This is a genomic window from Branchiibius hedensis (assembly GCF_900108585.1).
GTDB classification, from domain to species: Bacteria; Actinomycetota; Actinomycetes; order Actinomycetales; family Dermatophilaceae; genus Branchiibius; species Branchiibius hedensis.
This window is the reverse complement of sequence record NZ_UESZ01000001.1, coordinates 1,562,893-1,588,161: the sequence shown is the minus strand read 5'-3', so window position 1 is coordinate 1,588,161 and position 25,269 is coordinate 1,562,893. Positions and strand designations below refer to the sequence as shown.

Annotated in this window: 22 protein-coding genes and 1 pseudogene; 19 read left to right on the top strand and 4 right to left on the bottom strand. The window is 67.3% G+C overall.

Going from position 1 to position 25,269, the window contains the following annotated elements:
• Positions 1 to 28 precede the first annotated feature (28 nt).
• The 4 genes and pseudogenes from DR843_RS07720 (at position 29) to DR843_RS20840 (ending at position 3,528) form a co-directional block, all read left to right on the top strand.
• Complete coding sequence (locus DR843_RS07720) at positions 29 to 844, top strand: HAD-IIB family hydrolase (RefSeq protein WP_170119777.1); 816 nt, start codon at positions 29 to 31, stop codon at positions 842 to 844.
• Positions 841 to 2,118 (top strand): RuBisCO large subunit C-terminal-like domain-containing protein, encoded by a 1,278-nt coding sequence (locus tag DR843_RS07715; protein ID WP_109684830.1) that lies wholly within the window; start codon positions 841 to 843, stop codon positions 2,116 to 2,118. The genes DR843_RS07720 and DR843_RS07715 overlap by 4 nt, the downstream gene beginning before the upstream one ends.
• A gap of 38 nt (positions 2,119 to 2,156) precedes the next feature.
• Positions 2,157 to 3,030 (top strand): annotated as a pseudogene (locus tag DR843_RS20845) (FAD-dependent oxidoreductase); the annotation flags it as partial.
• A gap of 30 nt (positions 3,031 to 3,060) precedes the next feature.
• Positions 3,061 to 3,528 carry a hypothetical protein gene (locus DR843_RS20840; protein WP_342767196.1) on the top strand — a complete coding sequence of 156 codons (468 nt, stop codon included), beginning with the start codon at positions 3,061 to 3,063 and terminating at the stop codon, positions 3,526 to 3,528.
• A 29-nt stretch (positions 3,529 to 3,557) separates the two neighbouring features.
• Here DR843_RS20840 and DR843_RS07705 read toward each other — a convergent pair whose 3' ends face one another.
• On the bottom strand, positions 3,558 to 5,006 hold the full coding sequence (locus DR843_RS07705; RefSeq protein ID WP_109684829.1) for a GuaB1 family IMP dehydrogenase-related protein: 1,449 nt from the start codon (positions 5,004 to 5,006) through the stop codon (positions 3,558 to 3,560).
• A gap of 25 nt (positions 5,007 to 5,031) precedes the next feature.
• Between DR843_RS07705 and DR843_RS07700 the strand changes: the two genes are divergently transcribed.
• Positions 5,032 to 5,691, top strand: a complete 660-nt coding sequence (locus tag DR843_RS07700) for an MBL fold metallo-hydrolase (protein WP_109684828.1) — start codon at positions 5,032 to 5,034, stop codon at positions 5,689 to 5,691.
• A gap of 14 nt (positions 5,692 to 5,705) precedes the next feature.
• Here DR843_RS07700 and DR843_RS07695 read toward each other — a convergent pair whose 3' ends face one another.
• On the bottom strand, positions 5,706 to 7,265 hold the full coding sequence (locus tag DR843_RS07695) for an FGGY-family carbohydrate kinase (protein WP_109684827.1): 1,560 nt from the start codon (positions 7,263 to 7,265) through the stop codon (positions 5,706 to 5,708).
• Between the two features lie 175 nt (positions 7,266 to 7,440).
• On the opposite strand from DR843_RS07695, the gene DR843_RS07690 reads away from it, so the two are divergent.
• Both DR843_RS07690 and DR843_RS07685 read left to right on the top strand, forming a co-directional pair.
• A complete protein-coding gene (locus DR843_RS07690) occupies positions 7,441 to 7,617 on the top strand; it encodes a hypothetical protein (protein ID WP_211310200.1) in 177 nt (58 codons plus the stop codon).
• A gap of 24 nt (positions 7,618 to 7,641) precedes the next feature.
• Positions 7,642 to 8,766, top strand: a complete 1,125-nt coding sequence (locus tag DR843_RS07685) for a lipid II:glycine glycyltransferase FemX (protein WP_109684825.1) — start codon at positions 7,642 to 7,644, stop codon at positions 8,764 to 8,766.
• A gap of 3 nt (positions 8,767 to 8,769) precedes the next feature.
• Here DR843_RS07685 and ppgK read toward each other — a convergent pair whose 3' ends face one another.
• Positions 8,770 to 9,543, bottom strand: a complete 774-nt coding sequence (gene ppgK, locus DR843_RS07680) for a polyphosphate--glucose phosphotransferase (protein WP_109684824.1) — start codon at positions 9,541 to 9,543, stop codon at positions 8,770 to 8,772.
• A 92-nt stretch (positions 9,544 to 9,635) separates the two neighbouring features.
• On the opposite strand from ppgK, the gene DR843_RS07675 reads away from it, so the two are divergent.
• From DR843_RS07675 to DR843_RS07665, 3 genes are read left to right on the top strand one after another with little or no spacing between them, the layout of a single operon-like run.
• Entirely contained in the window at positions 9,636 to 9,821 is a 186-nt protein-coding gene (locus DR843_RS07675) for a methionine aminopeptidase (RefSeq protein WP_109684823.1), read from the top strand.
• Position 9,822: 1 nt separating this feature from the next.
• Positions 9,823 to 11,031 carry an MFS transporter gene (locus DR843_RS07670; protein ID WP_281268893.1) on the top strand — a complete coding sequence of 403 codons (1,209 nt, stop codon included), beginning with the start codon at positions 9,823 to 9,825 and terminating at the stop codon, positions 11,029 to 11,031.
• Between the two features lie 19 nt (positions 11,032 to 11,050).
• Positions 11,051 to 12,265, top strand: coding sequence for an MFS transporter (locus DR843_RS07665; protein WP_109688721.1), 1,215 nt, complete (start codon positions 11,051 to 11,053; stop codon positions 12,263 to 12,265).
• 9 nt (positions 12,266 to 12,274) lie between these two features.
• On the opposite strand, the gene panB is transcribed toward DR843_RS07665, so the two are convergent.
• Positions 12,275 to 13,129: a 3-methyl-2-oxobutanoate hydroxymethyltransferase gene (gene panB / locus DR843_RS07660; RefSeq protein ID WP_109684821.1), complete on the bottom strand. Its 855-nt coding sequence runs from the start codon at positions 13,127 to 13,129 to the stop codon at positions 12,275 to 12,277.
• A gap of 121 nt (positions 13,130 to 13,250) precedes the next feature.
• On the opposite strand from panB, the gene DR843_RS07655 reads away from it, so the two are divergent.
• The 9 genes from DR843_RS07655 to hisH all read left to right on the top strand — a co-directional run bounded on the left by DR843_RS07655 (position 13,251) and on the right by hisH (position 25,269).
• Positions 13,251 to 15,572, top strand: coding sequence for an immune inhibitor A domain-containing protein (locus DR843_RS07655; RefSeq protein ID WP_245934055.1), 2,322 nt, complete (start codon positions 13,251 to 13,253; stop codon positions 15,570 to 15,572).
• A gap of 70 nt (positions 15,573 to 15,642) precedes the next feature.
• Entirely contained in the window at positions 15,643 to 16,512 is an 870-nt protein-coding gene (gene purU / locus DR843_RS07650; protein ID WP_211310199.1) for a formyltetrahydrofolate deformylase, read from the top strand.
• Positions 16,513 to 16,555: 43 nt separating this feature from the next.
• Complete coding sequence (locus DR843_RS07645) at positions 16,556 to 17,893, top strand: glutamine synthetase family protein (protein WP_109684819.1); 1,338 nt, start codon at positions 16,556 to 16,558, stop codon at positions 17,891 to 17,893.
• Between the two features lie 19 nt (positions 17,894 to 17,912).
• The gene (locus DR843_RS07640; protein ID WP_109684818.1) at positions 17,913 to 20,921 is read left to right on the top strand and encodes a bifunctional [glutamine synthetase] adenylyltransferase/[glutamine synthetase]-adenylyl-L-tyrosine phosphorylase; all 3,009 of its coding nucleotides are present in this window, start codon (positions 17,913 to 17,915) and stop codon (positions 20,919 to 20,921) included.
• 17 nt (positions 20,922 to 20,938) lie between these two features.
• Complete coding sequence (gene hisD / locus DR843_RS07635; protein WP_109684817.1) at positions 20,939 to 22,288, top strand: histidinol dehydrogenase; 1,350 nt, start codon at positions 20,939 to 20,941, stop codon at positions 22,286 to 22,288.
• Positions 22,285 to 23,436 carry a histidinol-phosphate transaminase gene (locus tag DR843_RS07630; RefSeq protein ID WP_109684816.1) on the top strand — a complete coding sequence of 384 codons (1,152 nt, stop codon included), beginning with the start codon at positions 22,285 to 22,287 and terminating at the stop codon, positions 23,434 to 23,436. The genes hisD and DR843_RS07630 overlap by 4 nt, the downstream gene beginning before the upstream one ends.
• On the top strand, positions 23,433 to 24,041 hold the full coding sequence (gene hisB / locus DR843_RS07625) for an imidazoleglycerol-phosphate dehydratase HisB (RefSeq protein WP_109684815.1): 609 nt from the start codon (positions 23,433 to 23,435) through the stop codon (positions 24,039 to 24,041). The genes DR843_RS07630 and hisB overlap by 4 nt, the downstream gene beginning before the upstream one ends.
• Positions 24,042 to 24,046: 5 nt before the next feature.
• Positions 24,047 to 24,661 (top strand): hypothetical protein, encoded by a 615-nt coding sequence (locus DR843_RS07620; protein ID WP_109684814.1) that lies wholly within the window; start codon positions 24,047 to 24,049, stop codon positions 24,659 to 24,661.
• Positions 24,658 to 25,269 carry an imidazole glycerol phosphate synthase subunit HisH gene (gene hisH, locus DR843_RS07615; RefSeq protein WP_109684813.1) on the top strand — a complete coding sequence of 204 codons (612 nt, stop codon included), beginning with the start codon at positions 24,658 to 24,660 and terminating at the stop codon, positions 25,267 to 25,269. The genes DR843_RS07620 and hisH overlap by 4 nt, the downstream gene beginning before the upstream one ends.

Sequence of the window (25,269 nt, the reverse complement as noted above, 5' to 3'; positions counted from 1 at the left end):
CCGTTCGTCCCCGACCAAAAGGAGAACCGTGCCGGCACCCGTAGGCATCCCGGCCGCACTTGTTGCGGACGTTGACGGAACTATCGCGGGCGCAGATCATCAGGTCTCGCCGCGGACGTTGGATACCCTCGCCGCTCTCGAGCGGCGGGGTGTCCCCGTCATCTTGGCGACCGGTCGTTCCGAGGCCAACGTTCTGAGCATCGCCCGCGAAGCGGGTCTGACGACCCCGGCCGTCGCCTGTAACGGTGCGCTGGTGGTCGACCCTGTGACCGGTGAGAGGTTGCGCGTGCGGACAGTCGCGGCTCCGGAGGTCTCGACGATGATCGACCTGCATCGGCGCACCGGGGCAGCCCTCACCTGGTGGACGCCGGAGCAGATCTTCGTGACGAGTGAGAGACTGCAGGCCGAGCTCGCGCAACTGGGGGACGGCGCCATCGAGGTTGTCGCCGCGCCGTCGGAGCCACCCGAGAATGTCTTGAAGATCATGCTGAACGGGACACCGGCGCAGCTGGATGCCATCGGTGACATCGTGACCGAATCCCTTCCCCGGGTGACCCGTTCACTCCCGACCTTCTGGGAGCTGTCGGCGCACGATGCTGACAAGTGGGGCGCGCTCGACTGGCTGTTCCGGCGGCTCGAGATCGACCCTGAGCGGGTGCTCGGGATTGGTGACGGCGGCAACGACGTGCGATGGTTGGCTCGCGTCGGGCGTCCCGTTGCGATGGCCAACGCGCATCCGTCGGTGCGTAAGATCGCGGTAGCCGTCGCTGGACATCACGCGGCGGAAGGAGCGGCCGAATTCCTTGTGCAAGAAGCGAATTTCTGGCCGGGGGTGGCCTCATGACAGCAACGGGCCGGGATGTCTTCTCGCTGCCGGAGCAGCTGGCCGTGATGGACCAGGAGTATGTCGTCGGCAGCTACTATCTTGAACTCCCTTCTAATGCCGACGTTCTGGCTCGTGCTGCTGGGTTCGCCGTGGGTCAGAGTATCGGGACCTGGGTCGAGGTACCCGGAGTGACAGCTCATATGCGCGACCGGCACGTTGGCCGCGTGATCGGCGTACTGCCCTGTCCGCCAGTGGATCTCACGACTCAGCAGCTTGAGGTCAGCGGATATGTTGTCCAGGTGGCCGTACCCACCGTCAACATCGGCCCCTCCATCCCAATGCTCCTCACAACGATCCTCGGCAACGACAGTTCCACGTCGGTACAAGCGAAACTGATCGACCTGCAGGTGCCACCGGGATATGCCGCTGCTCTTGGCGGGCCGCGCTTCGGGGTCAAGGGAATCCGTGACCTGCTCGGCGTTGCCGACCGTCCCTTGCTGCTGAACATGATCAAGCCCTGCACGGGGCTGACGCCCGAAGCGGGCGCAGAGATCTTCTTCCAGACGGCTCTCGGCGCGGTGGACATGATCAAAGACGACGAGCTCATGGGCTCACCGGACTTCTCCCCGGTCGAAGACCGGGTCAAGGCCTACACCAGGGCCGCCGAACGGGCCCGGGAGGTGACCGGCCGGGACGTCCTTTACATCCCCAACATCACCGACCGGCCTGATCGGATGCTGGAACATGCCAAGGCGGCTAGGGATAACGGCGCCAAAGCCCTCATGGTTGCCTTCGCCAGCGTCGGGTACGGCGCGGTCCAGGCTCTCGCCGATGTCGCCAACGTTCCCATTCTCGGCCACTTCGCCAGCGTGGCCCCCTTCTATGAAGGTTCGGGTTCGGGTATGGCGTCGCCGATCGCGGCCGGGCTGCTACCGCGCCTGGCCGGTGCCGACTTCGTCCTCACCGCAACGCCATACGGCGGGTACCCGCTGGCCCGTTTGCAGTACCTGAGGACCGCGCAGCAGATTTCCTTGCCGAGACCAGGGGTCAAGTCCGCGATGCCCATCGTTGGTGGTGGAGTGCACCCGGGTGTGGTCGCAACCTATGTCGATGACCTCGGTCCGGACATCGTGCTAGGTGCCGGTGGTGCCATCCAGGGACATCCCGACGGACCTGCTGCGGGTGCCGATGCGATGCGTCAGGCAATCGATGCGGCGATAGCGGGAGTACCGGTCACGCAGGCTGCCCGTGAACACGTTGAACTCGCCAGCGCCCTGCGCGCCTTTGCCTGATCACAGACCGTCCGAGACAAACACGAGGAACAACCACGATGACCGACAGCGCCTCTCTCACCACCAAGGTGGTCGTCCTCGGTGGCGGCCCCGGCGGATACACGGCGGCCTTCCGCGCTGCTGACCTCGGATGCGAGGTCGTCCTGATCGACGATCGCGGCACGTTAGGCGGCGTATGTCTCAACGTGGGGTGTATTCCCTCCAAGACGCTGCTGCATGCGGCGAAGGTGCTATCCGAGGCTCGTGAGATGCACCAGCGGGGGATCGGCTTCGGTGCGCCGAACATTGACATCGACGCGTTGCGCGGCTGGAAGGACGAGGTCGTGGGCCGGCTGACCGGCGGTCTCACCGGTCTGGCCCGAAAGCGGAAGGTTCAGGTGATCGTCGGCCAGGGGCGCTTCACGGGGGCGCACACGATCCAGGTGACCAATGATGCGGGTCGGGTCACGACTGTGAATTTCGAGCAAGCAATCGTCGCGGTGGGTTCCCGTCCGGTGCAGTTGCCCTTCGTCCCTTATGACGACCCGCGGGTCCTCGACTCAACCGGTGCCCTTGAGCTGAGACAGGTTCCGCGACGGCTGCTCGTCATCGGCGGCGGAGGAGCTGGCACCGCAACTGGTGCCGGGCGCCGATGCCGATCTGATCGCGCCTCTCGCGGCACGTATCACCCAGCAGTACGCCGCGGTCTGGACTTCGACCAGCGTCACGGGGGTCGAGGCCACGCCGAGCGGCATCACAGTCTCCTTCAGTGGTGAATCTGCCCCGGAGACAGCGGAATTCGACGCGATATTGGTCTCGGTGGGGCGGGTGCCCAACGGTGGTCTGATCAACGCCGGAGCCGCGGGAGTGCAGGTGGACGACCGCGGCTTCATCTCGGTGGATTCTCAGCAGCGCACCAACGTGACGCACATCTATGCGATTGGCGACGTGGTCGGTAACCCGATGCTGGCTCACAAGGCCGTGCACGAGGGTCGTGTGGCTGCGCAGAACGCTGCCGGGCAGCCGAGCGGTTTCGACACCACGTTGATCCCCAGCGTTGCGTACACCGATCCGGAGGTGGCGTGGGTCGGGATGACCGAAAACGCTGCAGCGGCAGCGGGTGTCGAGGTGCAGTTGGGTGTTTTCCCGTGGGCTGCCTCGGGTCGGTCCCTGTCGCTGGGGCGCGACGAGGGTCTGACCAAGCTGGTGGTGGAGCCGCAGACCGGGCGACTGCTCGGCGCTGGCATCGTTGGTCCGTCTGCGGGCGAGTTGATCGCCGAAGTCGCCCTCGCCATCGAATTGGGTGCTTTGGCCGAGGACGTCGCCCTCACAGTGCATCCCCACCCCACCTTGTCTGAGAGTCTGGGGATGGCAGCCGAGGTGTGGGAGGGCACCATCACCGACCTCTACCTTCCGCGCAAGAAGGTGTAGGAACGCGCTGAAGCGTCGGCGGCTCGTAGTTACCAGGAAGTCTCGCGCGGCCTGCCCTCGTCGTACCCACTGGCCGACTGCACGCCCACGGTCGCCCGCTCGTGGAACTGCGCGATAGTGCGGGCGCCGGCGTAGGTGAAGGACGAGCGCACGCCGGCGATGATCTGGTCGATCAGGTCCTCGACACCGGGACGATCGGGGGCGAGGAACATCTTCGAGGAGGAGATGCCTTCTTCGAACATCGCCGACCGGGCCCGGTCGTAAGCCGACTGGGTCGACGTGCGGTTGCGAACGGCGCGGGCCGAGGCCATGCCGAAGGACTCCTTGTAGAGCCGGCCGTCGTGATCGCGGTTGAGGTCGCCGGGGGATTCCCAGGTGCCGGCGAACCACGAGCCGATCATCACGTTGGCACCGCCCGCGGCAAGCGCCAGGGCCACATCCCGCGGGTATTTGACCCCGCCGTCGGCCCAGACGTAGGCACCGAGTTCCGTTGCCGCCGTGGAGCATTCGAGGACTGCCGAGAACTGCGGGCGGCCAACACCGGTCATCATCCGGGTCGTACACATGGCGCCGGGTCCGACGCCGACCTTGATGATCTCCGCGCCCGCGCCGACCAGATCGGACACGCCGTCCGCGGTCACCACGTTGCCCGCGGCGATCGGGACATCGCTGCGTCCGGAAGCGTCACGTACGCCGCGCACCACTTTCAGCGCGTCCAGCATCTTGTCCTGGTGGCCGTGTGCGGTGTCGACGACCAGCACATCGGCGCCGGCTTCGAGCATTGCCTCGGCCTTGCCTTGGACGTCTCCGTTGATCCCGATCGCGACACCGAGCCGAAGGCGGCCCTGGGCGTCGACGGCGGGGGTGTAGATGCCCGACCGCAGGATGCCGCGCTTGGTCAGCACCCCGAGCAGCTTGCCGTCGCCGACCACCGGCACGACGTCCAGGTGCTTGTCGGTCAGCAGGTCGAAGGCGTCCGCCAGGCTCGAGCCGTCCTGCACGGTCACCAGGTCACGGGTCATGACGTCACCGACCGTCTCGAAGCGGTCGCGCTCCAGCAGGTGACGCTCGGTGACGATGCCCACCGGCTCCTTGTCCGGACCGACGACGATGGCCGCCCGGTGGGCCCGCTTACCGAGCAGCGCCAGCACCGAGGACACCGGGACCTCCGGCGTGACAGTCACGGGCGATTCGTAAACGGTGTGCCGGCTCTTGACGTAGTCGATGGTCTCGCGCACGGCGTGGATCGGGATGTCCTGCGGCAGAATCGCGATTCCGCCCCGGCGGGCGACCGTTTCGCTCATTCGGCGTCCCGAGACGGCGGTCATGTTGGCCACGACCAGGGGGATCGTCGTGCCGGTGCCGTCCGCTGTGGACAGGTCGACGTCCAGGCGGCTGGTCACGTCCGAGCGCGACGGCACCATGAAGACGTCGTTGTAGGTCAGGTCATAGGCCGGTGAGGAGTGCAGGAACTTCACGGGAGTCCATCGTACGGTTGAACTTATGGAATTGACGCATCTTGGCCACGCGGCCGTCCTGATCGACACCGGTTCGACCCGCGTGCTGGTGGATCCCGGCGGATTCTCCGATGTGAGCGGTCTGGCGGACCTGGACGCCGTCTTCGTCACCCATCAGCATCCCGACCACGTGACCAAGGAGCAGTTGGCGACCCTGCTCGCTGCCAACCCCGACGTCCCGGTGTACGCCGACCCGCAGACCGCCAGCCAGTTCGGTGAGCAGGCGGCGATCACGGGCTGGTCTGGCGGCGACGAACCGGTCGTGGTGGGCGACCTGACCCTGACTCCGGTCGGCGCGCAGCACGCCGAGATCCACCCCTATATCCCGCGGATCGACAACACCGGGCTGGTCATCAGCGGCGGGGGAGTCACGCTGTTCCATCCCGGGGACGCATTGGACGCCGATCCGGGTACGTCGATCGACATCCTGGCCGTGCCCGTCACCGCCCCCTGGTCGGCGGTGAAGGACACGATCGCGTTCGTTCGGCGGATCCAGCCGCGTCTGCTGGTCCCGATTCACGACGGAACGGCCAGTGAAGCAGGCCGGGGTATGTACCTGAACCACATCAGCAGCTATGGCCTCGATGGGGGAGTGCACCTGCAGGACTTCCGTGGCCAGGGTGCAGTGACTCCCGAACTGGACTGATCGACGTACGCCGATCAGAAGTAGCGCGCGGACACATCGGCCAACGCGTCGTATTGGCCGGCGTTGGCCATGGCCTCGTACATACCCCGGTACACCTGGTGCAACTCGTCGTAGAGCTTCGCAGTGGACTCGCTCGGGGTGAATTCGCCCTCGACGTTGACCATCGCCTCGACAGCGTCGTCGATCGACGTGAACGCGCCCGCGCCGTATGCCCCCAGGATCGCTGCCCCGAGCACGGTGCATTCGCGCTCGCGGGTGACCTTGGTGGGCAGCCCGATGATGTCCGTCATCAACTGGGCGAATCCGTCGGACTTGGTGCCGCCACCGGTCAGCCTCAGGTCGGTGATGCCTCCGACGATGTCGCTGCGGAAGGCATCCACGACCATGCGCATTTCGTGTGCGCAGCCTTCGAGCAGGGCGCGCAGCATATCGGCGCGGGTGTGGTGGATGCCCAGCCCCAGCCAGCCGCCCTTGGAAGCGGCGTCGTAGTACGGCGTCACCTGGCTGGTCAGGAACGAGTGGAAGAGCAGCCCGTTCGCACCGGCGGGCGAGGTCGCCGCCTTGTCCACCATCACCGAGTACACGCTGCGGCCCTGCGCCTCGGCCTCGCTCAGCTCGTCGCTACCGAAGTTGTCCCGCCACCACTTGAGGTTCGCGCCGAGGGCGAAGGCCCCGCCCTCGATGTCCCACGCGCCAGGCACGGCGTGGCCGCCCCACCACAGGTTGCGTCCCTGGATGCGGTCGAGGCCGTCCAGGTGGGCGACCATGATGCCGGAGGTGCCCACGGTGAACTCCGCCATGCCCTGGCGTACGACGCCGGCCCCGATGGCGGCGCATTGCTGGTCCCCGGCGCCGCGGCACAGCGCAACTCCGGCGGGTAGTCCCGTTGCATGGGAGGCGGCGGCGGATACGACGCCGGCCTGGCCGGAGGGTATGCCGACCGGGGGCAGCCGGTCGCGGTCGACTCCGCACAGGGCGAGGACCTCATCGCTCCAGTCCAGTTTCTCGATGTCGAGCATCCCGTTGAGGGTGAGCGAGGCGGGATCGGTCACCCACTGGTCGGCGCCGAGACGGTACAGGAAGTACTCCTGGCCATTGGCGAACCACCGGGTGCGAGCGAACAGATCGGGTTCGTTGTCCCGCAGCCACGCGATCTTGGCGGCGGACCACAGCGGCGACAGCTGCATGCCGGTCAGCGTCTGGTAGTCCTCCGGACTGATCTGCTCACCGAAGATGGCCTGATACTTCAGGGCACGGCCGTCGTTCCAGACGATGGAGTTGGCCAGCGGGTTCTTGTCCTCGTCCAACAGCAGGAAGGTGCCGCGTTGGCTCGAGAACCCAACGGATTGGTACGCCTCGTCAGGCAAACCGGCCGCGGTGACGGCCTGTTTCGTAGCGGCGCAGATGCCCCGCCAGACGTCTTCCACGTCTTGTTCGACCCAGCCCGCGCGAGGGGAGATGCAGGGGTATTCCTGGTAGCCCTCGCCGAGACGGTTTCCGTGTTCGTCAAAGACCATCACCGTGCACCCTGTAGTGCCGGCGTCGATTCCTACGAATGCGCGGACAGCGCTCATTTCTGCTCCTTAGACACCGCGGACGGCAGTTGCACTGTGACCGCGAACACACTTGGTGTGGAGCAGCGTAAAGCAAGTTGTTGGTACTTGTACATACATGGCTACAGAAGCATTTTAGAGTGTGTTAGGAGACGAAAATTTCAGAAACAAGGAAAGGCTGCCCTAAGGTGTGGAGGTGCCCGTCGTCAAGACCAAGAAGAAGTGCTGCAAGTCCAGCACGCGCTGCAAGAAGTGCCCCGTGGTGTGGCACCGCTTGGCCAAGCAGGGGCACGCCGAGCGGCAGGACAAGCGCACCTTTGAAGTGACCGGCAAGGTCGACAAGAAGTCCTTCAAGGCGGCGCGAGCACGCTGACCGCACGTGACTAGGGTTGTCTTCATGAGCCTGCAGGTCACCATTGTCGAGGACGAGGCCGCTTGGAACGGCATCGTCAACGACGCGGGTGGTCACCCGCTGCAACTGTGGGGTTGGGGCGCGTTGAAGGCCCGCTACGAGTGGGACGTCACCCGACTGCTGGTGCACGACGACGAGAAGGTCATCGGGTCCGCCCAGGTGCTCTTCCGCAAACTCCCGGTCAGTTGCTTGGCCTACATCCCCCGCGGACCGCAAGCCGCTGAAGGCGACCGCGTCCGGGTCCTGCAGGCGATCGCGGAGCATGTGAAGGCCACCCGTAAACCGCTCGCGCTGACGATCGAGCCGGACTGGCCCGAGTCCTTCTCCCCGGTCGCCCAACCGGGGAAGGGTGACCCCGGCCCGAGCGCCGATGAAGTCATCGAGCAGAAGCTCACCGAGCCAGTCAGTGGATGGTTGGTTGGACTGGAGTCCGCTGGGTTCACCCGTTCGCAGAACACCGGTCTGATCCCGCACACGCTCATCGTCGATCTGGACCCCAGCGAGGAGGACATCCTCGCGTCGTTCACCTCGACCACCCGGCAGAACGTCCGTAAGTCGTTGCGTAACAAAGAAGTTCGCTTCGGTGAGGTCGTGCACGACAAGGATCTGGACGCCGTACTCGCAATCAACCGGGCGACCGGCGAACGCAACGGGTTCGCCGTCCACGACGACGGCTACCACCGCGGGATCCGGGACCTGATGGGCGGGGACTCTCATCTGTTGGCGGCCTGGGAGGGCGACGAGGTCGTCGCGTTCGTCTGGCTGGTCGCCTCCGCGCGCACCGCATTCGAGTTGTACGGCGGGGTGTCACCGCGCGGCCAGAAGCTCCGGCTGAACTACGGGCTGAAGTTCTACGCGATGCAACAGACGAAGGCCATCGGCGTGCAGCGCTACGACTTCAACGGTCTGCTCAACGACGGCATCTCCGACTTCAAGCGGCAGTTCGCCAAGCACGAGGACCAGTTGATCGGCACCTGGGACAAGCCGCTGTCGGCGCTCTACACGCCGTACAACAAAGCGTTGCCGGTCGTCCGCAAGACGGCGAAAACCTATCTCCCGCAGGCGAAGTCGCAGGTTTCTTCGGCGCTGGGCAAACTGCGCCGCAAGTAGCGGTTACTTCTTCTTCGCGCTCTTGGCTCGTGCGTCGGCCAGCCAGGCGGCACCGACGATGCCGGCGGCGTTCTCCAGTTGGGCCGCCACGATCGGTGCCCGAAGGTGCAGCAGCGGCAGGAACTTCTCGGCCTTCTTGCTGACGCCGCCGCCCACCACGATGAGGTCGGGCCACAGCAGGTCCTCGACGTGGCTGTAGTAACGCTGCAACCGACCGGCCCACTTCTCCCAGGACAGGTCCTCGCGGTCGCGTGCGCTGTCCGCGGCCTTGTGCTCGGCATCGTGGCCGTCGATCTCCAGGTGGCCCAGCTCGGTGTTCGGGACTAGAGCACCTTCGTTGAGCAGCGCGCTGCCGATACCGGTGCCCAACGTCGAGACCAGGACCAGGCCCTCGTGATCGCGGGCTGCGCCGTAGTGCAACTCGCCGACGCCCGCGGCGTCGGCGTCATTGACCACGGTGACCGGGTGCCCGAGCTTCGCGCTGAGCATCTCCTCGGCCGCCATCCCGATCCAGCCGGAGTCGATGTTCGCGGCGGTGCGCACGACGCCGTGGGTGACGACGGCCGGCAGCGTGATGCCGATCGCTTCACCGCCGATCTTGTCCTCGAAGTGCTCGACGATCTGCGCGATCACGTCGGCGACGGCCGCCGGAGTCGACGGCTGCGGGGTCTCGATGCGCAACCGGTCGTCGGCGAACTCCCCGGTCGACAGATCGACCGGGGCGCCCTTGATGCCGCTGCCGCCTACGTCAATGCCCAAGGGGTACGTCGCGCTCATAGTTGGTGAGTCTATGGCCCGGCGCCGCTGTGGGCGGAGATGGACGCGACGCATAGGCTGGCCCCAGATCCGCTGAGCCGTAAGGAGCCGTCATGCAGTACTGGTACAACGTCGACACCGCGCAGGTGGAGTCGGACGACGACCGCTCGCCCAACGCCAACGTCATGGGCCCGTACGACTCGCCCGAGGCGGCGCAGAACGCACTGCAGACCGCGCACGAGAAGTCCGAGCAATGGGACGAAGAGGACCGGCGCTGGAACGACGAAGGACAGCGCTGATCTGAACGCCTACCGCCGCCTCCTAGCCCTTCCCGGAGCGCGCTCGTTCGTCGTCAGCGCCGCCGTCGGTCGCCTCGGCAACGCGATGTTCGGTGTGGCGATCGTCGCGATGATCTCCGGCCGGACCGGTTCCTACGGACTGGCCGGCGCAGTCTCCGCGGTCGGGCTGATCGTCTTCGCCATCACCGCGGTGATTGTCGGTCGCCTCATCGACACCCACGGCCAGCGCACCATCGCGCTGCCCCTGGTCGCGTGGGGCGTGTCCTGGTCGATCATGACCGTCCTCGCTTCGGTGCTGTCCTGGCCGACCTGGACGCTGTTCGTCACGTATTCGTTGAGCGCGATCGTCGTCGAGATCGGCACCATGTCTCGCGCTCGCTGGGTGCACCTGGCCCCCGACGATCAGCGGCACGCGGCGATGGCACTGGAACAGGTGGCCGACGAGATCTCCTTCGTCATCGGACCCGCGCTCGCCGCCGCGCTGGCGACCATCTTGTTCCCCGAATCCGGATTCATCCTGGCGGTGGTGCTCTACGCCAGTGGCACCGTGCTGCTGATGGCCAACCGGCGTACCGAGCCGCCCGCCCGCGCTGAGCACGTGCACCAACCCACCCTGGCGATCGCTCAACCCGGTATCCAGGTGCTTGCGGTCTGCCTGTTCCTGGTCGGTGTCATCTTCGGCAGCAACGAGATCGTCACGATCGCGGTGAGCAAACAGTTCGGTCATGCGAGTCTGGCGGGCATCGTCCTGGGCACCTTCGCGCTGGGGTCGGCGATTGCGGCGCTGGGTTTCGGTTCGCGCACCGTGCGGATGCCGATGCGCCGGGTCCTCTTGGCCTCCGCACTGATTCTCGTCGTGATGCAGGCGCCGATCCTGCTGGCTCACTCGGTCGGCGTACTCGCCGTCCTGATGTTCCTGGCCGGGCTGGCTGCCGCGCCTGCGCTCGTGACCTCGATGAACCTGACCCAACAACTGATCCCGGTGCACCAGATCAACGAAGCGCTCAGTGTGGTCCTGACCGCCATGCTGGTGGGCGTCGCCGCCGGTTCTGCGGTGGGCGGGGTGGTGGCCGATCACGTCACCGGCGCCCACGCCTACCTGGTGCCGCTGCTTGCTGGAGCATTGCTCGCACTCACCGCGGCCCTTGGCCAGCGGACCCTGGCGCACCCGCGCGAAGGCGTCGCCGCCGACTATATAGAGACGGTATAAAATTGGCCGGGTGGTGAACCTGTCGCAACCGACCCAGCCGGCCACCACGTACGACAACCCCGCGGATCTGCGCAGGCTCGCCCTACCGATCTACGGCCCGAGCTTGCTGTTCGGGCTCGGCGAAGGTGCGATCCTGCCGGTCGTCGCCTTGTCCGCGCGGTCGTTCGGTGCGTCCGTCGCCGTGGCCGCCCTGATGGTGATGCTGATCAACGCTGGGTCCCTGGTCTTCAACGTGCCCGCATCGATCATCTGCGACCGGTACGGCGAGCGGTTGGCAATCGTCGGAGCCTCGGCTCTGGGGGTCCTGGCGACCGTGCTGTGCCTGGTCGCCGGCAACCTCGCCGTCTTCTCCGTCGGTGTCTTCCTGATCGGCATCGCCAGTTCGGTGTTCCTGCTGGCCCGCCAGACGTATCTGACCGAAGCCGTGCCCGCCCAGTACCGCGCGCGGGCCCTGTCCACCCTGGGCGGGGTCATGCGGGTCGGTGTCTTCATCGGTCCGTTCCTCGGCGCCGCGGCCATGGCGGTGTGGCACCTGCAGGGGGCGTACGTCGTGTGCGTCGTCGCGCTGCTGCTGGCCGGCATCCTGGGGGCGACATTGAAAGACCTGCCCGGGCACGGCCGGGCGGCCCGCACAGCGCCGGATGCCGCCCCGGCACCGACGGTTCGCGCCATCCTGCGCGAGAAGTGGCCCGTCTTCATCACGGTCGGTGTCGGCATCCTGCTGGTCTCGGCCGTCCGGCAGTCCCGCCAGGCGGTCATCCCGTTGTGGGCAGAGCACCTGGGCCTGAGCCCCCAGGTCAGTTCGGTGATCTACGGCGTCTCCAGCGCGATCGACATGCTGGTCTTCTACCCGGCCGGCAAAGTGATGGACGTCCGCGGTCGGCGGTGGGTGACGGTGCCCTCGATGCTGGTCATGGGCCTGTCCATGCTCGCCATGCCGCTGACGCACGGCGTCGCGACGCTGACGCTCGTCTCCTGCATCCTCGGCTTCGGCAACGGGATCGGTGCCGGCATGGTGATGACCCTCGGTGCGGACTTCGCTCCCGAGTTGGGCCGGGCGCAGTTCCTCGGGATCTGGCGCGAGATGTCGGACATCGGTGGCACGGCAGGGCCGCTGCTGCTGGCCGCCTTCACCGCCCTGCTCGGTCTCGGCCCGGCCATCGCGATCTCCGGGGTGATCGGACTGGTTGCCGCGCTGCAGATGTGGCGCGCCGTCCCACGGCGATCCGGGTGACCCGCGAGATCAGCTGTCGAAGGAGTGCTCGGGCCCCGGGAACGTCCCGGCTTCGACCTCGGCCTTGTACTCCTGCGCGGCTGCCAACAGGGTGCCGTGCAGATCGGCGTACTGCTTGACGAAGCGCGGCATCTTGCGATCGTTCAACCCGGCGAAGTCGTACCAGACCAACACCTGCGCGTCGCAGCCGACACCGGCGCCGATCCCGACGGTCGGGATGGTCAGTTCGGCCGTGACCTGGGCCGCGATCGGCGCGGGCACCATCTCCAGCACCACGGCGAACGCACCCGCGTCCTGGACCGCATGCGCAGAGCGCAGCAATTCCCGGGCCTTCTCCTCGCCGCGGCCCTGCACCCGGTAACCACCCAGGGCGTGCTCGCTCTGCGGGGTGAAACCGATGTGCGCCATCACCGGGATGCCAGCAGCGGTGATCGCCTCGATCACGGGCGCCATCTCGGCGCCACCTTCCAGCTTGACCGCGTGCGCCTGGCCTTCCTTCATGAAGCGCACCGCGGTCTCCAGTGCCTGCTGCGGACTGACCTCGTAACTACCGAACGGCAGGTCGGCGACGATCAGCGTGTTGGGGGCGCCACGCACCACGGCCCGCACCAGCGGTAACAATTCATCGGTCGTCACCGGCAACGTGGTGTCGTAGCCCAGCGCATTGTTCGCGGCCGAGTCGCCCACGAGCAGCACCGGAATCCCGGCCTCCTCGAAGATCGCCGCCGAGGCCCGGTCGTACGCCGTCAGCATCGCCCACCGCTCGCCGCGCTGTTTGGCTTCCAGCAGATGCACGATGCGGGTCCGCCGCGGACGGGTCTGCGGTGGCGTGCCGGCGCCGTACGGCGCGGTCTGTTCGCTCATGGACGCATCGTAGTTCCTGATATTTATCTGTCAGTTTCCCACCAAACGACCGGAAAACCTTGCAAAATCCTCTCAGGCGTGCGTAACCCCGCCGCCGATCCGACTCCCACACGGAGGAATTGTGAAAGTACGTTTGGTGGGCGCTCTCACGGGTGCCACCGCGATCAGTCTGGGTCTGACCCTGACGGCTACCGGCGCAGGTGCCCTCTCCGTCCCCGCGGTGGGTCCGGCCGGGCCGGACCAGCAGCAGGCCCAGAAGGACAACTACTCCAGCCCGCGAGCCGACGCCGCGTCGGCGCTGCGCCAGGAGGCGGTGACCAAGCTGGTCCAGGGCAAGGCCAGCACCAAGGAGGTGAACGGCAAGACCGTCATCGAGGTGCAGTCGGAGACCAATGGTTCCTCGGGCAAGAAGGGGTCCAAGGGCACCAAGGGCAAGCAGAGCCGCTACGTCGAGTACGACGTGGACCGCACCGCCTCGATCTTCACCGTCCTGTCCCAGTTCGGTACGGCGACCAAACCCGCCGCCGGCGGCACCGCCGGTCCGCTGGTCAATCAGATTCCCCAGCCGGATCGCACCCAGAACAACTCGACGTACTGGGAGTCCAACTTCGACCGCCAGCACTACCTGGACATGATGTTCGGGACCAAGGGCGAGTCGTTCAAGAACTTCTACAAGGCACAGTCGCAGGGTCGCTTCGACGTCGAAGGTGACGTGTCGGACTGGGTGACTCTGCCGTACAACGAAGCCGCCTACGGCAGCAACAAGTACGCCAATGACGCCATCGGCTACTGGGCGTACATCAACGACACGCTGACCGCTTGGTACAACCAGCAGAAGGCATCGGGCAAGACCGACGCGCAGATCAAGGACTACCTGTCGCAGTTCGACAAGTGGGACCGCTACGACTACGACGGCGACGGCAACTTCGATGAGCCGGACGGCTACATCGACCACTTCCAGGCCATCCACGCCGGTGAGGGCGAGGAAGCCGGTGGCGGTGCGCAGGGCGATGACGCCATCTGGAGTCACCGCTGGGCGGTCGGCTACGGCTACGGCACGACCGGCCCGGGCACCAACAAGGGCGGCGGTGTGCAGATCGGCAACACCGGCATCTGGGTCTCGGACTACACCACCGAGCCGGAGAACGGTGGCCTGGGAGTCTTCACCCACGAGTTCGGCCACGACCTGGGTCTGCCGGACCTGTACGACACCACCAACCAGGCCACCAACTCCACGTCGTTCTGGACGCTGATGAGCGCCGGTTCCTGGGGTAACCACGGCAAGGACTCCATCGGCACCACCCCGACCTACATGGGGGCTTGGGAGAAACTGCAGCTGGGCTGGTTGGACTTCAAGACCGTGTCCTACGGATCCCGCGCGCTGGTCAACCTCGGCCCGGCCGACCTGGACAACCGCCGCAAGCCGCAGGCCCTGGCGGTGACGCTGCCGAACAAGACGGTCGTCACCGACTACAACACGCCCAAGTCCGGATCGTATGAGTGGTGGAGCGGTCGCGGTGACAACTACGTCTCCTCGCTGACCCGTGATCTGGACCTGACCAGCGCCACCTCGGCGTCGTTGTCGGCGGCTATCTGGTACGACATCGAGGACGGTTACGACTACCTGTATCCGCAGGTGTCGGCCGACGGTGGCGCTACCTGGACCAACGTGGGCGACGCCGTGACCGGCTCTGCGCCGCAATGGGGTTCGGTCAACTACGACCTGTCGGCCTACAAGGGTCAGAAAGTGAAGTTCCGCTTCCTGTACCAGACCGACGGTGGTGTCAACGAGGCCGGCGCGTTCCTGGACGACCTGGCGCTGACCGTCAACGGCACGACCACCGTGGACGACGTGGAATCGGCCACCAGCGCGTGGACCGCTTCCGGGTTCTCCCGGATGACCGGTTCGACGTCCAAGCAGGTCTCGCACTACTACCTGGCGGAGTACCGCCGCTACTCCGGCTACGACAAGACGCTCAAGGAGGGGCCGTACAACTTCGGTTGGTACCCGACGCCCAAGCCGGACTACGTGGAGCACTTCCCCTACCAGGACGGTCTGTTGGTCTGGTACATCAACAACGAGTTCGATGACAACAACGTCTTCACCCACCCCGGCGGTGGCCAGGTGCTTCCGGTGGATGCGCACCCGACCCCGTTGAAGTGGTCGACCGGTCAGTTGATGTCCAACCGGATCTCGCCGTTCGATGCCACCTTCGGCACCGAGCGCACCGACGCCCTCACCCTGCACCGTCAGGGTGTGGAGACCAAGGTCCCGTCGCAGGCGGCGGTCCGCACCTTCGATGACTCCAGTGCCACCAAGTACTGGAGCGCCGAGAGCCCGTATGCCTCCACCAAGACGGCTGGGTCCGGGACGAAGATCTCGGTCCTGACCAAGCTGGGTGACGGCATGGTCTTGTGGGTGGACGCCACCAAGAAGCGGTAGTCACCGCTGACGATGGTCCCCGGATGCCTCCCGCATCCGGGGACCATCGGTTTTCAGGCACAATCTGCGGGTGAGCACTGACGGCGACCGCTACGTCCTGGTTCTCGGCTGCCCGGACAGCACCGGCATCGTGGCCCGGATCGCCGGGTTCCTCGGGGAGATCGGCGCCTGGATCGTCGAGGCCGCCTACCACTCCGACCCGGACACCGGCTGGTTCTTCACCCGGCAAGCGGTCCGGGCCGACACGCTGTCCCTGAGCGTGCAGGAGTTGCGTGATCGTTTCGACCGCGAGGTCGTGCGACACCTCGGCCCCGGCACGTCATGGCACGTGACCGACACCAGCGTCCGCAAGCGTGCCGTGCTGTTGGTCAGCAAGGAAGGGCACTGCCTGGGGGATTTGCTGGGACGGGCCTATCGCGGTGAGCTGCCGGCCGACGTACTTGAAGTCATCGGGAACCACCACGACCAGGAAGACTTCGCGACCCGGATGGGTGTGCCGTTCCGGCGCATCTCCTTCGGGGACGACCCACAGGAGGCGTTCGCTGCGCTCGCGGACCGGGTGGACGCGCTGGATCCGGACGTCATCGTGCTGGCGAAGTTCATGCGGGTCCTGCCGCCCTGGCTGTGCGAGCGGTGGGCCGGCCGGGCGATCAACATCCACCACAGCTTCCTGCCCTCGTTCGTGGGGGCCCGGCCCTACCACCGGGCCTACGAGCGCGGCGTGAAACTGATCGGCGCCACCTGCCACTACGTCACGGCAGACCTGGACGCCGGACCGATCATCGAGCAGGACGTGATCCGGGTCGACCACGCCGACTCGGTCGCGGATCTGGTGCGGCAGGGCAGGGACATCGAGAAGCTGGTGCTGGCGCGCGGGCTGCGCTGGCACCTGGAGGACCGGGTGCTGGTACACGGGAACAAGACCGTCGTCTTCGACTGAGACCGATGTCCTCGGCGCGGACCAATAGGGCAGGATCGGGGCTATGGATCGTCAGCAAGAGTTCGTTCTGCGCACCATCGAGGAGCACGACATCCGTTTCGTGCGGTTGTGGTTCACCGATGTCCTCGGCACCCTCAAATCCGTGGCCGTCGCGCCCGCCGAACTCGAGGGCGCCTTCTCGGAGGGCCTGGGTTTCGACGGCAGCTCGATCGAGGGGCTGGCCCGGGTCTTCGAGTCCGACATGTTGGTGCGCCCGGATGCCTCCAGCTTCCAGATCCTGACCTGGCGCGGCGAGCGCCCTGGCACCGCAAGGATGTTCGCCGACATCCGACTGCCCGATGGCAGGGCCAGCATGGCTGATCCCCGCAACGTGCTGCAGCGGGTGCTCACCGGCGCCGCCAAGGCCGGCTACACGTTCTACGTCCACCCGGAGATCGAGTTCTACCTCTTCGACAAGAAACCGGCCAGTGGCGAGATCCCGGTCCCGGTCGACAACGCCGGATTCTTCGACCACGTGCCGCACGGCACCGGCCAGGACTTCCGCAAAGCCGCGATCATGCTGCTGGAGACGATGGGCATCTCGGTGGAGTTCAGCCACCACGAGGCCGGCCCGGGTCAGAACGAGATCGACCTGCGCTACGCCGACGCGCTGACGATGTCGGACAACATCCAGACCTTCCGCGCGATCATCCGCGAGGTCGCGCTGGAGCACGGACTCTTCGCGTCGTTCATGCCCAAACCCCTTGCGCACCAGCCCGGTTCGGGGATGCACTCGCACGTTTCGCTCTTCGAGGGTGACAACAACGCCTTCCACGACCCGGCGGGCCGCTACCAACTCTCGCAGACCGGGCAGCAGTTCATTGCGGGGATCCTGCACCACGCGCCGGAGCTGAGTGCGATCACCAACCAGTACGTCAACTCCTACAAGCGACTGTGGGGCGGCGCCGAGGCCCCGGCCTACATCTGCTGGGGACACAACAACCGCAGCGCGATGGTCCGGGTTCCGATGTACAAGCCGGGCAAGGGCGCCAGCACCCGGGTGGAGATCCGCTCGATCGACTCGGCAGCCAACCCGTATCTGACGTACGCCGTGCTGCTGGCTGCGGGGATGCGCGGCATCGAGCAGGGCTACGAACTGCCGCCGGAGTCCGAGGACGACGTCTGGAACCTGTCCGATCAGGAGCGCCTGGCGATGGGTCTGCGCCCGCTGCCGGCGTCGCTGGATCACGCGATCCATCTGATGGAGGAGAGCGAGTTGGTCGCCGAAACCCTCGGCGAGCACGTCTTCGACTTCTTCTTGCGCAACAAGCGCGCTGAGTGGGCTGCCTACCGCGACCAGGTCACGCGCTTCGAGCTCGACGAGTACCTCAGCCTGCCGTGACCGGGCCGGGAGCGCTCTGATGGCCACCCCCCGCGCCGAGTCGCCACGCGCCGCGTTGGTGCGGGCTGGCGTCCTGGACACCGATCGCGGTCTGGCGTTCGTCGAGGAGCTCGGCGACTGGGCCCCGGGCCTGGTCCGGTGCCTGGCCAAGGCACCCGATCCGGATCAGGCGCTGCTGACGCTCACCCGCCTTCGGGAGGTGATGGACGACCAGCAGCGTACGGCGGTGGCGGACGTGCTGGGCACGTGCGACGTCCGCGTGCACCGGCTGATCGCGGTTGTCGGTGCATCCGCCGCGTTCGGTGATCACCTGGTCAAACACCCCCAGTCCTGGGTCGAGGTGGTCAACGCCGAGCTGGATCCGGCGGACGTCGTCCGGGCCGACATGGTTGCGGCGGTCGAGGGGGTCCTGCCGGCCACGGGGGGTGCACCGGAAGCGGCGTACGACGCGCTGCGAGTCGCCTACGACCGGCGGGTGTGTCGGATTGCCGCGATCGACCTGACCTCCGATCCGTTCGAGGCGTTACCCGCGGTCGCGGAGGCGCTCGCCGAAGCGGCGGGGGCTGCGCTGGAAGCGGCCCACCGGATCGCCGCTGCCCGCGTCGCGGACTCCGATCAGGTCCGCCTCGCGGTGATCGCGATGGGCAAGACCGGCGGGCGGGAGCTGAACTACATCTCCGACGTCGACGTGATCTTCGTCGCGGAGCCCGCACCCGGCGTACCCGAACCCGACGCGATGCGGATCGGGGCGGAGGTGGCCAGTGAGCTGATGCGCGCCTGCTCGATCCGTACCGCGGAGGGCAGCCTGTGGCAGGTCGACGCAGCGTTGCGGCCCGAGGGCAAGGCGGGGCCGCTCGTGCGGTCGGTGGAGAACCACCGGTACTACTACGAGCGCTGGGCCAGCACCTGGGAGTTCCAGGCCTTGCTCAAGGCCCGTCCGGTCGCCGGGGACCCGGAGGTCGGCCAGGCCTACCTGGATGCGGTGCAGCCGTTCGTGTGGCAGGCGAGCAGCCGCGACAACTTCGTCTCGGACGCCCAAGCGATGCGTCGACGGGTCGAGCAACTCCTGCCGCCCGGCGAAGCCGAACGCGAGCTCAAACTCGGCAAGGGCGGCCTACGGGACATCGAGTTCAGCGTCCAGTTGCTGCAGATGGTGCATGGCCGTACCGATCCGCGGTTGCGGGTGCGATCCACGCTGTCTGGTCTGGAGTCGCTGTCCCGCGGCGGGTACGTCGGGCGTACCGACGCCCACGACCTGGACGACGCCTATCGGGTGCTGCGCGTGCTGGAGCATCGGATCCAGATGTGGCGGATGAAACGCACCCATCTGATGCCGGTCGCCGAGCACGACCTGCGCCGGCTGGGGCGGGCGGTCGGTTTCACCGCCGACCCGGTCGGCCAGGTGCAGACGCTCCGGGCCGAGGAGTCGCGCAAGGCCCGCCGGCTGCACGAGCGATTGTTCTATCGGCCGCTGCTCAGCGCGGTCGCCCGCCTCACCGATGACGACGCCCGCCTGACCACCCAGGACGCCGAGCAGCGACTCGCGGCCCTGGGCTACCGCGATCCGGCCGGCGCGATGCGGCATATCGAGGCGCTGACGGTCGGGGTCAGTCGGCGCGCTGCGATCCAGCGCACCCTGTTGCCGGTGCTGCTGCGCCGGTTCGCCGACGAGGCCGACCCGGACATGGGTCTGCTGGCCTTCCGCAAGGTCTCCGATGCTTTGGGTTCGACGCACTGGTATCTGAAGATGCTGCGCGACGAAGGCGGCGCCGCAGACATTCTGGCGCGGGTTCTGGCCAGCAGTCGGTACGTCGGCGGGCTGATCGAGCGGGCGCCCTCGACGGTGGCGATGTTCGGTGACACCGACGCACTGCGACCTCGTCCTCGCCCGGAGATCACCGAGTCGATGCACGTGGCGGTCGAGCGGCACCGCGGCGACGACCAGGAGGCGGTGACGGCGGTGCGCACCATCCGTCGCGCCGAACTCATCCGGATCGCCACCGCCGACCTGGCCGGGCGCTTGGAACTGTTGGACATCGAGGACGGACTGACCGACCTCACCGCCGCGACACTGCAGGCTGTTCTCGACGTCGCTATTCGGGCCGCACAGCGAGCACAGGGCACGATCGTCACCAGGGTCGCGATCATCGGGATGGGCCGGCTCGGTGGTGGGGAGACCGGTTACTCCAGTGACGCGGACGTCCTGTTCGTGCATGACCCGTTGCCGGGAGTCGATGCCCAGCTGGCGCAGAGCCAGGCCGAACGGATCGTGACCGAGGTACGCCGCTGGCTCAGCGGCGCCGGCCCGGATCCGGCGTTGGGCATCGACGCCGATCTGCGGCCCGAAGGTCGGTCCGGTCCGCTGGTGCGGACCCTCGAGTCGTACGCCGCCTACTACGCCCGGTGGTCGGAGGGCTGGGAAGCCCAGGCCCTGCTGCGGGCTACGCCGGTCGCCGGCGACGCCGATCTGGGCCAACGGTTCATCGCGCTGATCGATCCGTTGCGCTACCCCGCCGACGGCATCTCCGCGTCCGCGATCCGCCAGATCCGCCTCCTCAAGGCGCGGGTCGAGGCCGAGCGCATCCCGCGCGGCGGCGACCCCCTCACGCATCTGAAACTGGGCCGCGGCGGGCTGTCCGACGTGGAATGGACCGTGCAGTTGATGCAGCTGCGGTACGCCGGGCAGTTCCCGCAGATCCGCAACCCCGCGACGATCACCCCCCTGCACGCCATGGTCGACTGCGATCTGATCAGCGCGGAGAACGCCGAAGCGTTGGAGCAGTCCTGGACGATGGCGACCCGGATCCGCAACGCCTCGGTGTTGTGGCGTGGCCGCGCCGTCGACTCGCTGCCGTCGGACATCGTGGACGCCAACGGCATCGCGAGCGTCCTGGGAATGGGCCAGGGGGCGGGGGAGATGTTGCGCAACGACTACCTGCGGATGGCCCGACGGGCCCGCGGTGTGATGGAACGGGAGTTCTACGAGCACGATCCAGACGCCGGACGGGACCGGGAACCGACCAGGTAGTTCCCTAGAATGGGACCGTGATCTCCCGTATCGACCTGCGCGGTGATGCGCTGGCGCGCCTTGACGCCCGCCAGCTGCGCACCGTGCTGCCCCGCGCCGAGTTCGATGTCGACGCCGCCCTCGGGACGGTGCGCCCGATCTGTGAGCAGGTCCGCGAGCATGGCGCCGAGGCGCTGCGCGACCTGGGGGAGCGTTTCGATCACGTCCGTCCCACGCAGCTGCGGGTGCCCGCCGAGGTGTTGGCCAGCGCATTGCGCGACCTGCCGAGCGACGTACGTTCGGCGCTGGAGGAGTCCATCCGCCGGGCCCGCCTCGTGCACGAGGATCAGCGGCGCGTGGACACCGTCACTCAGGTCGTCCCCGGTGGTGTGGTCATCGAGCGGCACGTGCCCGTCGAGCGCGTCGGGCTCTACGTGCCCGGTGGCCGGGCGGTGTACCCCAGCAGCGTGGTCATGAACGTCGTGCCGGCCCAGGTCGCCGGCGTCGGGTCGCTGGCCGTGGCCAGCCCGCCCCAGGCCGACAACACCGGTGCGTACGCCGGGTACCCACACCCCACGATCCTGGCCGCCTGTGAGTTGCTGGGTGTCGATGAGGTCTACACCGTCGGTGGTGCTCAGGCGATCGCGATGTTCGCCTACGGCGCGCGCGAAGACGACGGCACCGTGGTGTGCGAGCCGGTCAATCTGGTGACCGGGCCCGGCAACATCTACGTCGCCGCCGCCAAGCGGCTCCTGCAGGGGGTCATTGGCATCGACGCCGAAGCCGGCCCGACCGAGATCGCGATCCTGGCCGACGACAGCGCTGATGCGCAGTACGTCGCGGCGGACCTGATCAGTCAGGCCGAGCACGACCCGTTGGCGGCTTCGGTCCTGGTCACCGATTCGCCCGAGCTGGCCGATGCGGTCGAAACCGCTCTGCAGGAACGAGTTTCGCGCACCAAACACGAGATCCGCGTCAAGGAAGCGCTCAGCGGTGCGCAGTCCGGAATCGTCCTGGTGGACGATGTCGAGGCCGGCGTGCGGGTCGTCGACGCGTACGGCGCCGAGCACCTGGAGATCCAGACCCGCGACGCCGCTGAGGTCGCGGCCGGGATCCGCAACGCCGGGGCGATCTTCGTCGGTGACTACGCGCCGGTCAGTCTCGGCGACTACGCCGCCGGCTCCAACCACGTCCTGCCGACCGGTGGGTGTGCCTGCCACAGTGCCGGTTTGTCGGTGCAGTCGTTCCTGCGCGGCATCCACGTGGTCGACTACACCCGCGAGGCGCTCGCGGACGTCGCGGCAACCGTGGTGACCCTGGCCAACTCCGAGGACCTGCCGGCGCACGGCCAGGCCGTGACGGCGCGCTTCGGTGACGCGCTGCCATGAGCGAGGACATCCAGTCACGCAGCCGGCTGACTGATCTGCTGCGTCCGGACCTGCGCGGCCAATCGGCGTACGGCGCGCCGCAGCTTCCCGTGGCCGTCGCCTTGAACACCAACGAGTCCTCCTACTCCGTGCCGGACGACGTCGTCGAGGCGATCACCGCACGCGTGGCGCAGGTTGCTCCGGACCTGAACCGCTACCCCGACCGCGAATTCGTCGCTCTCCGAACGGCGTTGGCGGGTTACCTACAGATCGCCACCGGCGTCGAACTGTCGCCGGAGCAGTTGTGGGCCGGCAATGGCTCCAACGAGGTGCTCTCACACATCGTTCAGGCGTTCGGCGGTCCCGGTCGGGTCGCGCTCGGCTTCACCCCGGCGTACTCCATGCACCCGATCATCAGCCGTGGCGCAGGCACCGGCTGGGTCGACGGGCTGCGCAACGCCACTGGCGCGGACTACGACGTGGACGCCGAGCTCGCCGTGCAGCAGGTCCGCGAGCACCGCCCGGACATCGTCTTCCTGTGCTCCCCGAACAATCCCACCGGCACCGCGATCGGCCTCGACATCGTGGAGGCGGTCTACGACGCGCTGCCGGACGGCATCGTGGTCGTCGACGAGGCGTACGCCGAGTTCGCGCGGCCGGGCACACGCAGCGCGCTGACCTTGCTGCCCGGGCGCGAACGGCTGGTTGTGACCCGCACGATGTCGAAGGCGTTCGCGTTCGCCGGCGTGCGGTTGGGCTATCTGGCCGCTGATCCCGAACTCACCCAGTTGCTGCGGCTGGTGCGGTTGCCCTACCACCTGTCCTCGGTCACCCAAGCCGTTGCCGAGGCGGCCCTGGAACACGCGGGCACGATGCTGTCCATGGTCGAGGACATCAAGGCCACCCGCGACGAATTGGCCGCGGTCACAGGCCAACTCGGCCTGAAGCCGGTTCCCTCGGACGCCAACTTCGTCTTGGTCGGCGGATTCGCGGATGCCGCGGCCGCCTGGCAGGTGCTGCTGGATCGCGGGGTCCTGGTCCGCGACGTCGGCATCCCCAACCATCTGCGGATCACCGCCGGCACACCGCAGGAGACGCAGACCGTGTTGCGGGTACTGCGCGAGAGCATCGAGGACGGCAGCATCGTGCTGCAGGAGGAGACACTGTGAGCCAGCAGCACCGGACCGCGCACCTGCAGCGGTCCACCAAAGAGAGTTCGGTCGATCTGTGGCTGGACCTTGACGGCACCGGCGAAGCGGAAGTCAGCACAGGGGTGCGGTTCTACGACCACATGCTCGACAGTTTCGCCCGGCACAGCCTGATCGACCTGAAGGTCACCACGACCGGTGACATCGACATCGACGCGCACCACAGCGTCGAAGACACCGCCATCGTGCTCGGCGACGCGGTCCGAGAGGCGCTGGGGGACAAGAGCGGGATCAGCCGCTTCGGCGATGCGCTGGTGCCGTTGGACGAGGCCCTGGCGCAAGCCGTCGTCGATGTCGCGGGTCGGCCGTTCTTCGTGCACGAGGGGGAGCCGGACGCCCAGGCGTACGTCATCATCGGTGGCGCTTACACCGGTTCGTTGACCCAGCACGTCTTCCAGAGTTTCGCGACGCACGCCGGGATCGCCCTGCACGTGCGTCTGCTGTCCGGCCGCGATCCGCACCACATCGCCGAGTGCCAGTTCAAAGCCGTCGCGCGCGCTCTGCGCTTCGCCGTCGAGCGGGATCCGCGGGTCGTGGGCATCCCGAGCGCCAAAGGCGCGCTCTAGCGACGATGACCGCGGACACCCTGCTGCTGTTGCTGCGCAGTGACACCCACCGGGTCACCGCGTGGTTGCGGCGCGGGTCCGTGCCGGCCTACGTGGTGCCGGTGGGGGGCTGGACCGCAGTCGTGCCGGCCGGCGCGGAGGCTCGCACGAGCGCGCCGTACGACAAATCGGTCCCGATGTTGACCAACCGGCCGATTCCCTCCGGTCTGCGCGCCGCGTTGTGTTTCGCCGTGATCGACGCGCGCGCCGTTCTCGTCGTGCACCCGCCCGGATGGCGTGCGGTGCCGCGCTGGCTCATCTGGCAGACCGGCCAGGGGCCCAGCGGACCGACACCCTTCCCGGCGGTGCGTCCGGCCGACCTGGTCAACGTCGCGGGCATCGTGCGCGAAGACCTGCCCCACGTCGAAGGGGTCCTGCGAGACACCGCTCTTGCTCCCGATGAGCTACTGCACGATCTCATCGACGCGCTGGGTCTGCCCGGCGCCGAGTTGTTGGAACCAGGTGCTGTGCGGCACGCTTCCGGCGCTGCGCTCGTCGAACCCGACGAGCGGTCGGTCCGCCGGTTCGAGAAGGTGACCCGTGAGGAGCGCGACATCGCCGAGGAGCTGAAGTCCTCATGACGGCAACGGTCGCCGTACTCGACTACGGCAGCGGCAACGTGCACTCGGTCTTGCGGATGCTGACCCGGGTGGGCGCGCAGGTCACCTTGACTGCCGACCCCGACGTCGTACGCCGGGCCGACGGACTCTACGTGCCGGGCGTCGGCAACTTCCACGCCTGTATGCGCGGCCTGCTGGAGGTCGGCGGCGACGCGCTCATCCGGCAACGACTCGCCGATACCGCACCGGTGCTCGGCGTCTGCGTCGGCCATCAGATCCTCTTCGACGGCTCCACCGAGCCCGCAGGCGAGCCGCTCCCGGGGCTGGGTGTCGTCAACGGTCTGGTCAGCCGCCTGCAGGCTCCGGTCGTCCCGCACATGGGCTGGTCCTTGGTGACGGATGCCGCGGAACTGCCGATGTTCGACGGGATCGCCGACCAGCGGTTCTACTTCGTGCATTCCTACGCAGCCACCGATTCGAGCGCTGCACAGATCGCCCACGCCGAGCACGGCCAACCCTTCGTCGCCGCCCTCCAGGACGGCGCCCTGTGGGGCACGCAGTTCCACCCGGAGAAGTCCGGGGATGCGGGAGCGGCCCTCCTGCGCAACTGGATTCAGAGCTTCAACTAA

Bases quoted from the DNA above. Each gene is read 5' to 3' on its own strand.
- DR843_RS07715 (WP_109684830.1), top strand. From the start codon at position 841: ATGACAGCAACGGGCCGGGATGTCTTCTCGCTGCCGGAGCAGCTGGCC.
- DR843_RS20840 (WP_342767196.1), top strand. From the start codon at position 3,061: ATGCTGGCTCACAAGGCCGTGCACGAGGGTCGTGTGGCTGCGCAGAAC.
- DR843_RS07700 (WP_109684828.1), top strand. From the start codon at position 5,032: ATGGAATTGACGCATCTTGGCCACGCGGCCGTCCTGATCGACACCGGT.
- DR843_RS07695 (WP_109684827.1), bottom strand. From the start codon at position 7,265: ATGAGCGCTGTCCGCGCATTCGTAGGAATCGACGCCGGCACTACAGGG.
- DR843_RS07685 (WP_109684825.1), top strand. From the start codon at position 7,642: ATGAGCCTGCAGGTCACCATTGTCGAGGACGAGGCCGCTTGGAACGGC.
- ppgK (WP_109684824.1), bottom strand. From the start codon at position 9,543: ATGAGCGCGACGTACCCCTTGGGCATTGACGTAGGCGGCAGCGGCATC.
- DR843_RS07675 (WP_109684823.1), top strand. From the start codon at position 9,636: ATGCAGTACTGGTACAACGTCGACACCGCGCAGGTGGAGTCGGACGAC.
- panB (WP_109684821.1), bottom strand. From the start codon at position 13,129: ATGAGCGAACAGACCGCGCCGTACGGCGCCGGCACGCCACCGCAGACC.
- DR843_RS07645 (WP_109684819.1), top strand. From the start codon at position 16,556: ATGGATCGTCAGCAAGAGTTCGTTCTGCGCACCATCGAGGAGCACGAC.
- DR843_RS07640 (WP_109684818.1), top strand. From the start codon at position 17,913: ATGGCCACCCCCCGCGCCGAGTCGCCACGCGCCGCGTTGGTGCGGGCT.
- DR843_RS07630 (WP_109684816.1), top strand. From the start codon at position 22,285: ATGAGCGAGGACATCCAGTCACGCAGCCGGCTGACTGATCTGCTGCGT.
- DR843_RS07620 (WP_109684814.1), top strand. From the start codon at position 24,047: ATGACCGCGGACACCCTGCTGCTGTTGCTGCGCAGTGACACCCACCGG.
- hisH (WP_109684813.1), top strand. From the start codon at position 24,658: ATGACGGCAACGGTCGCCGTACTCGACTACGGCAGCGGCAACGTGCAC.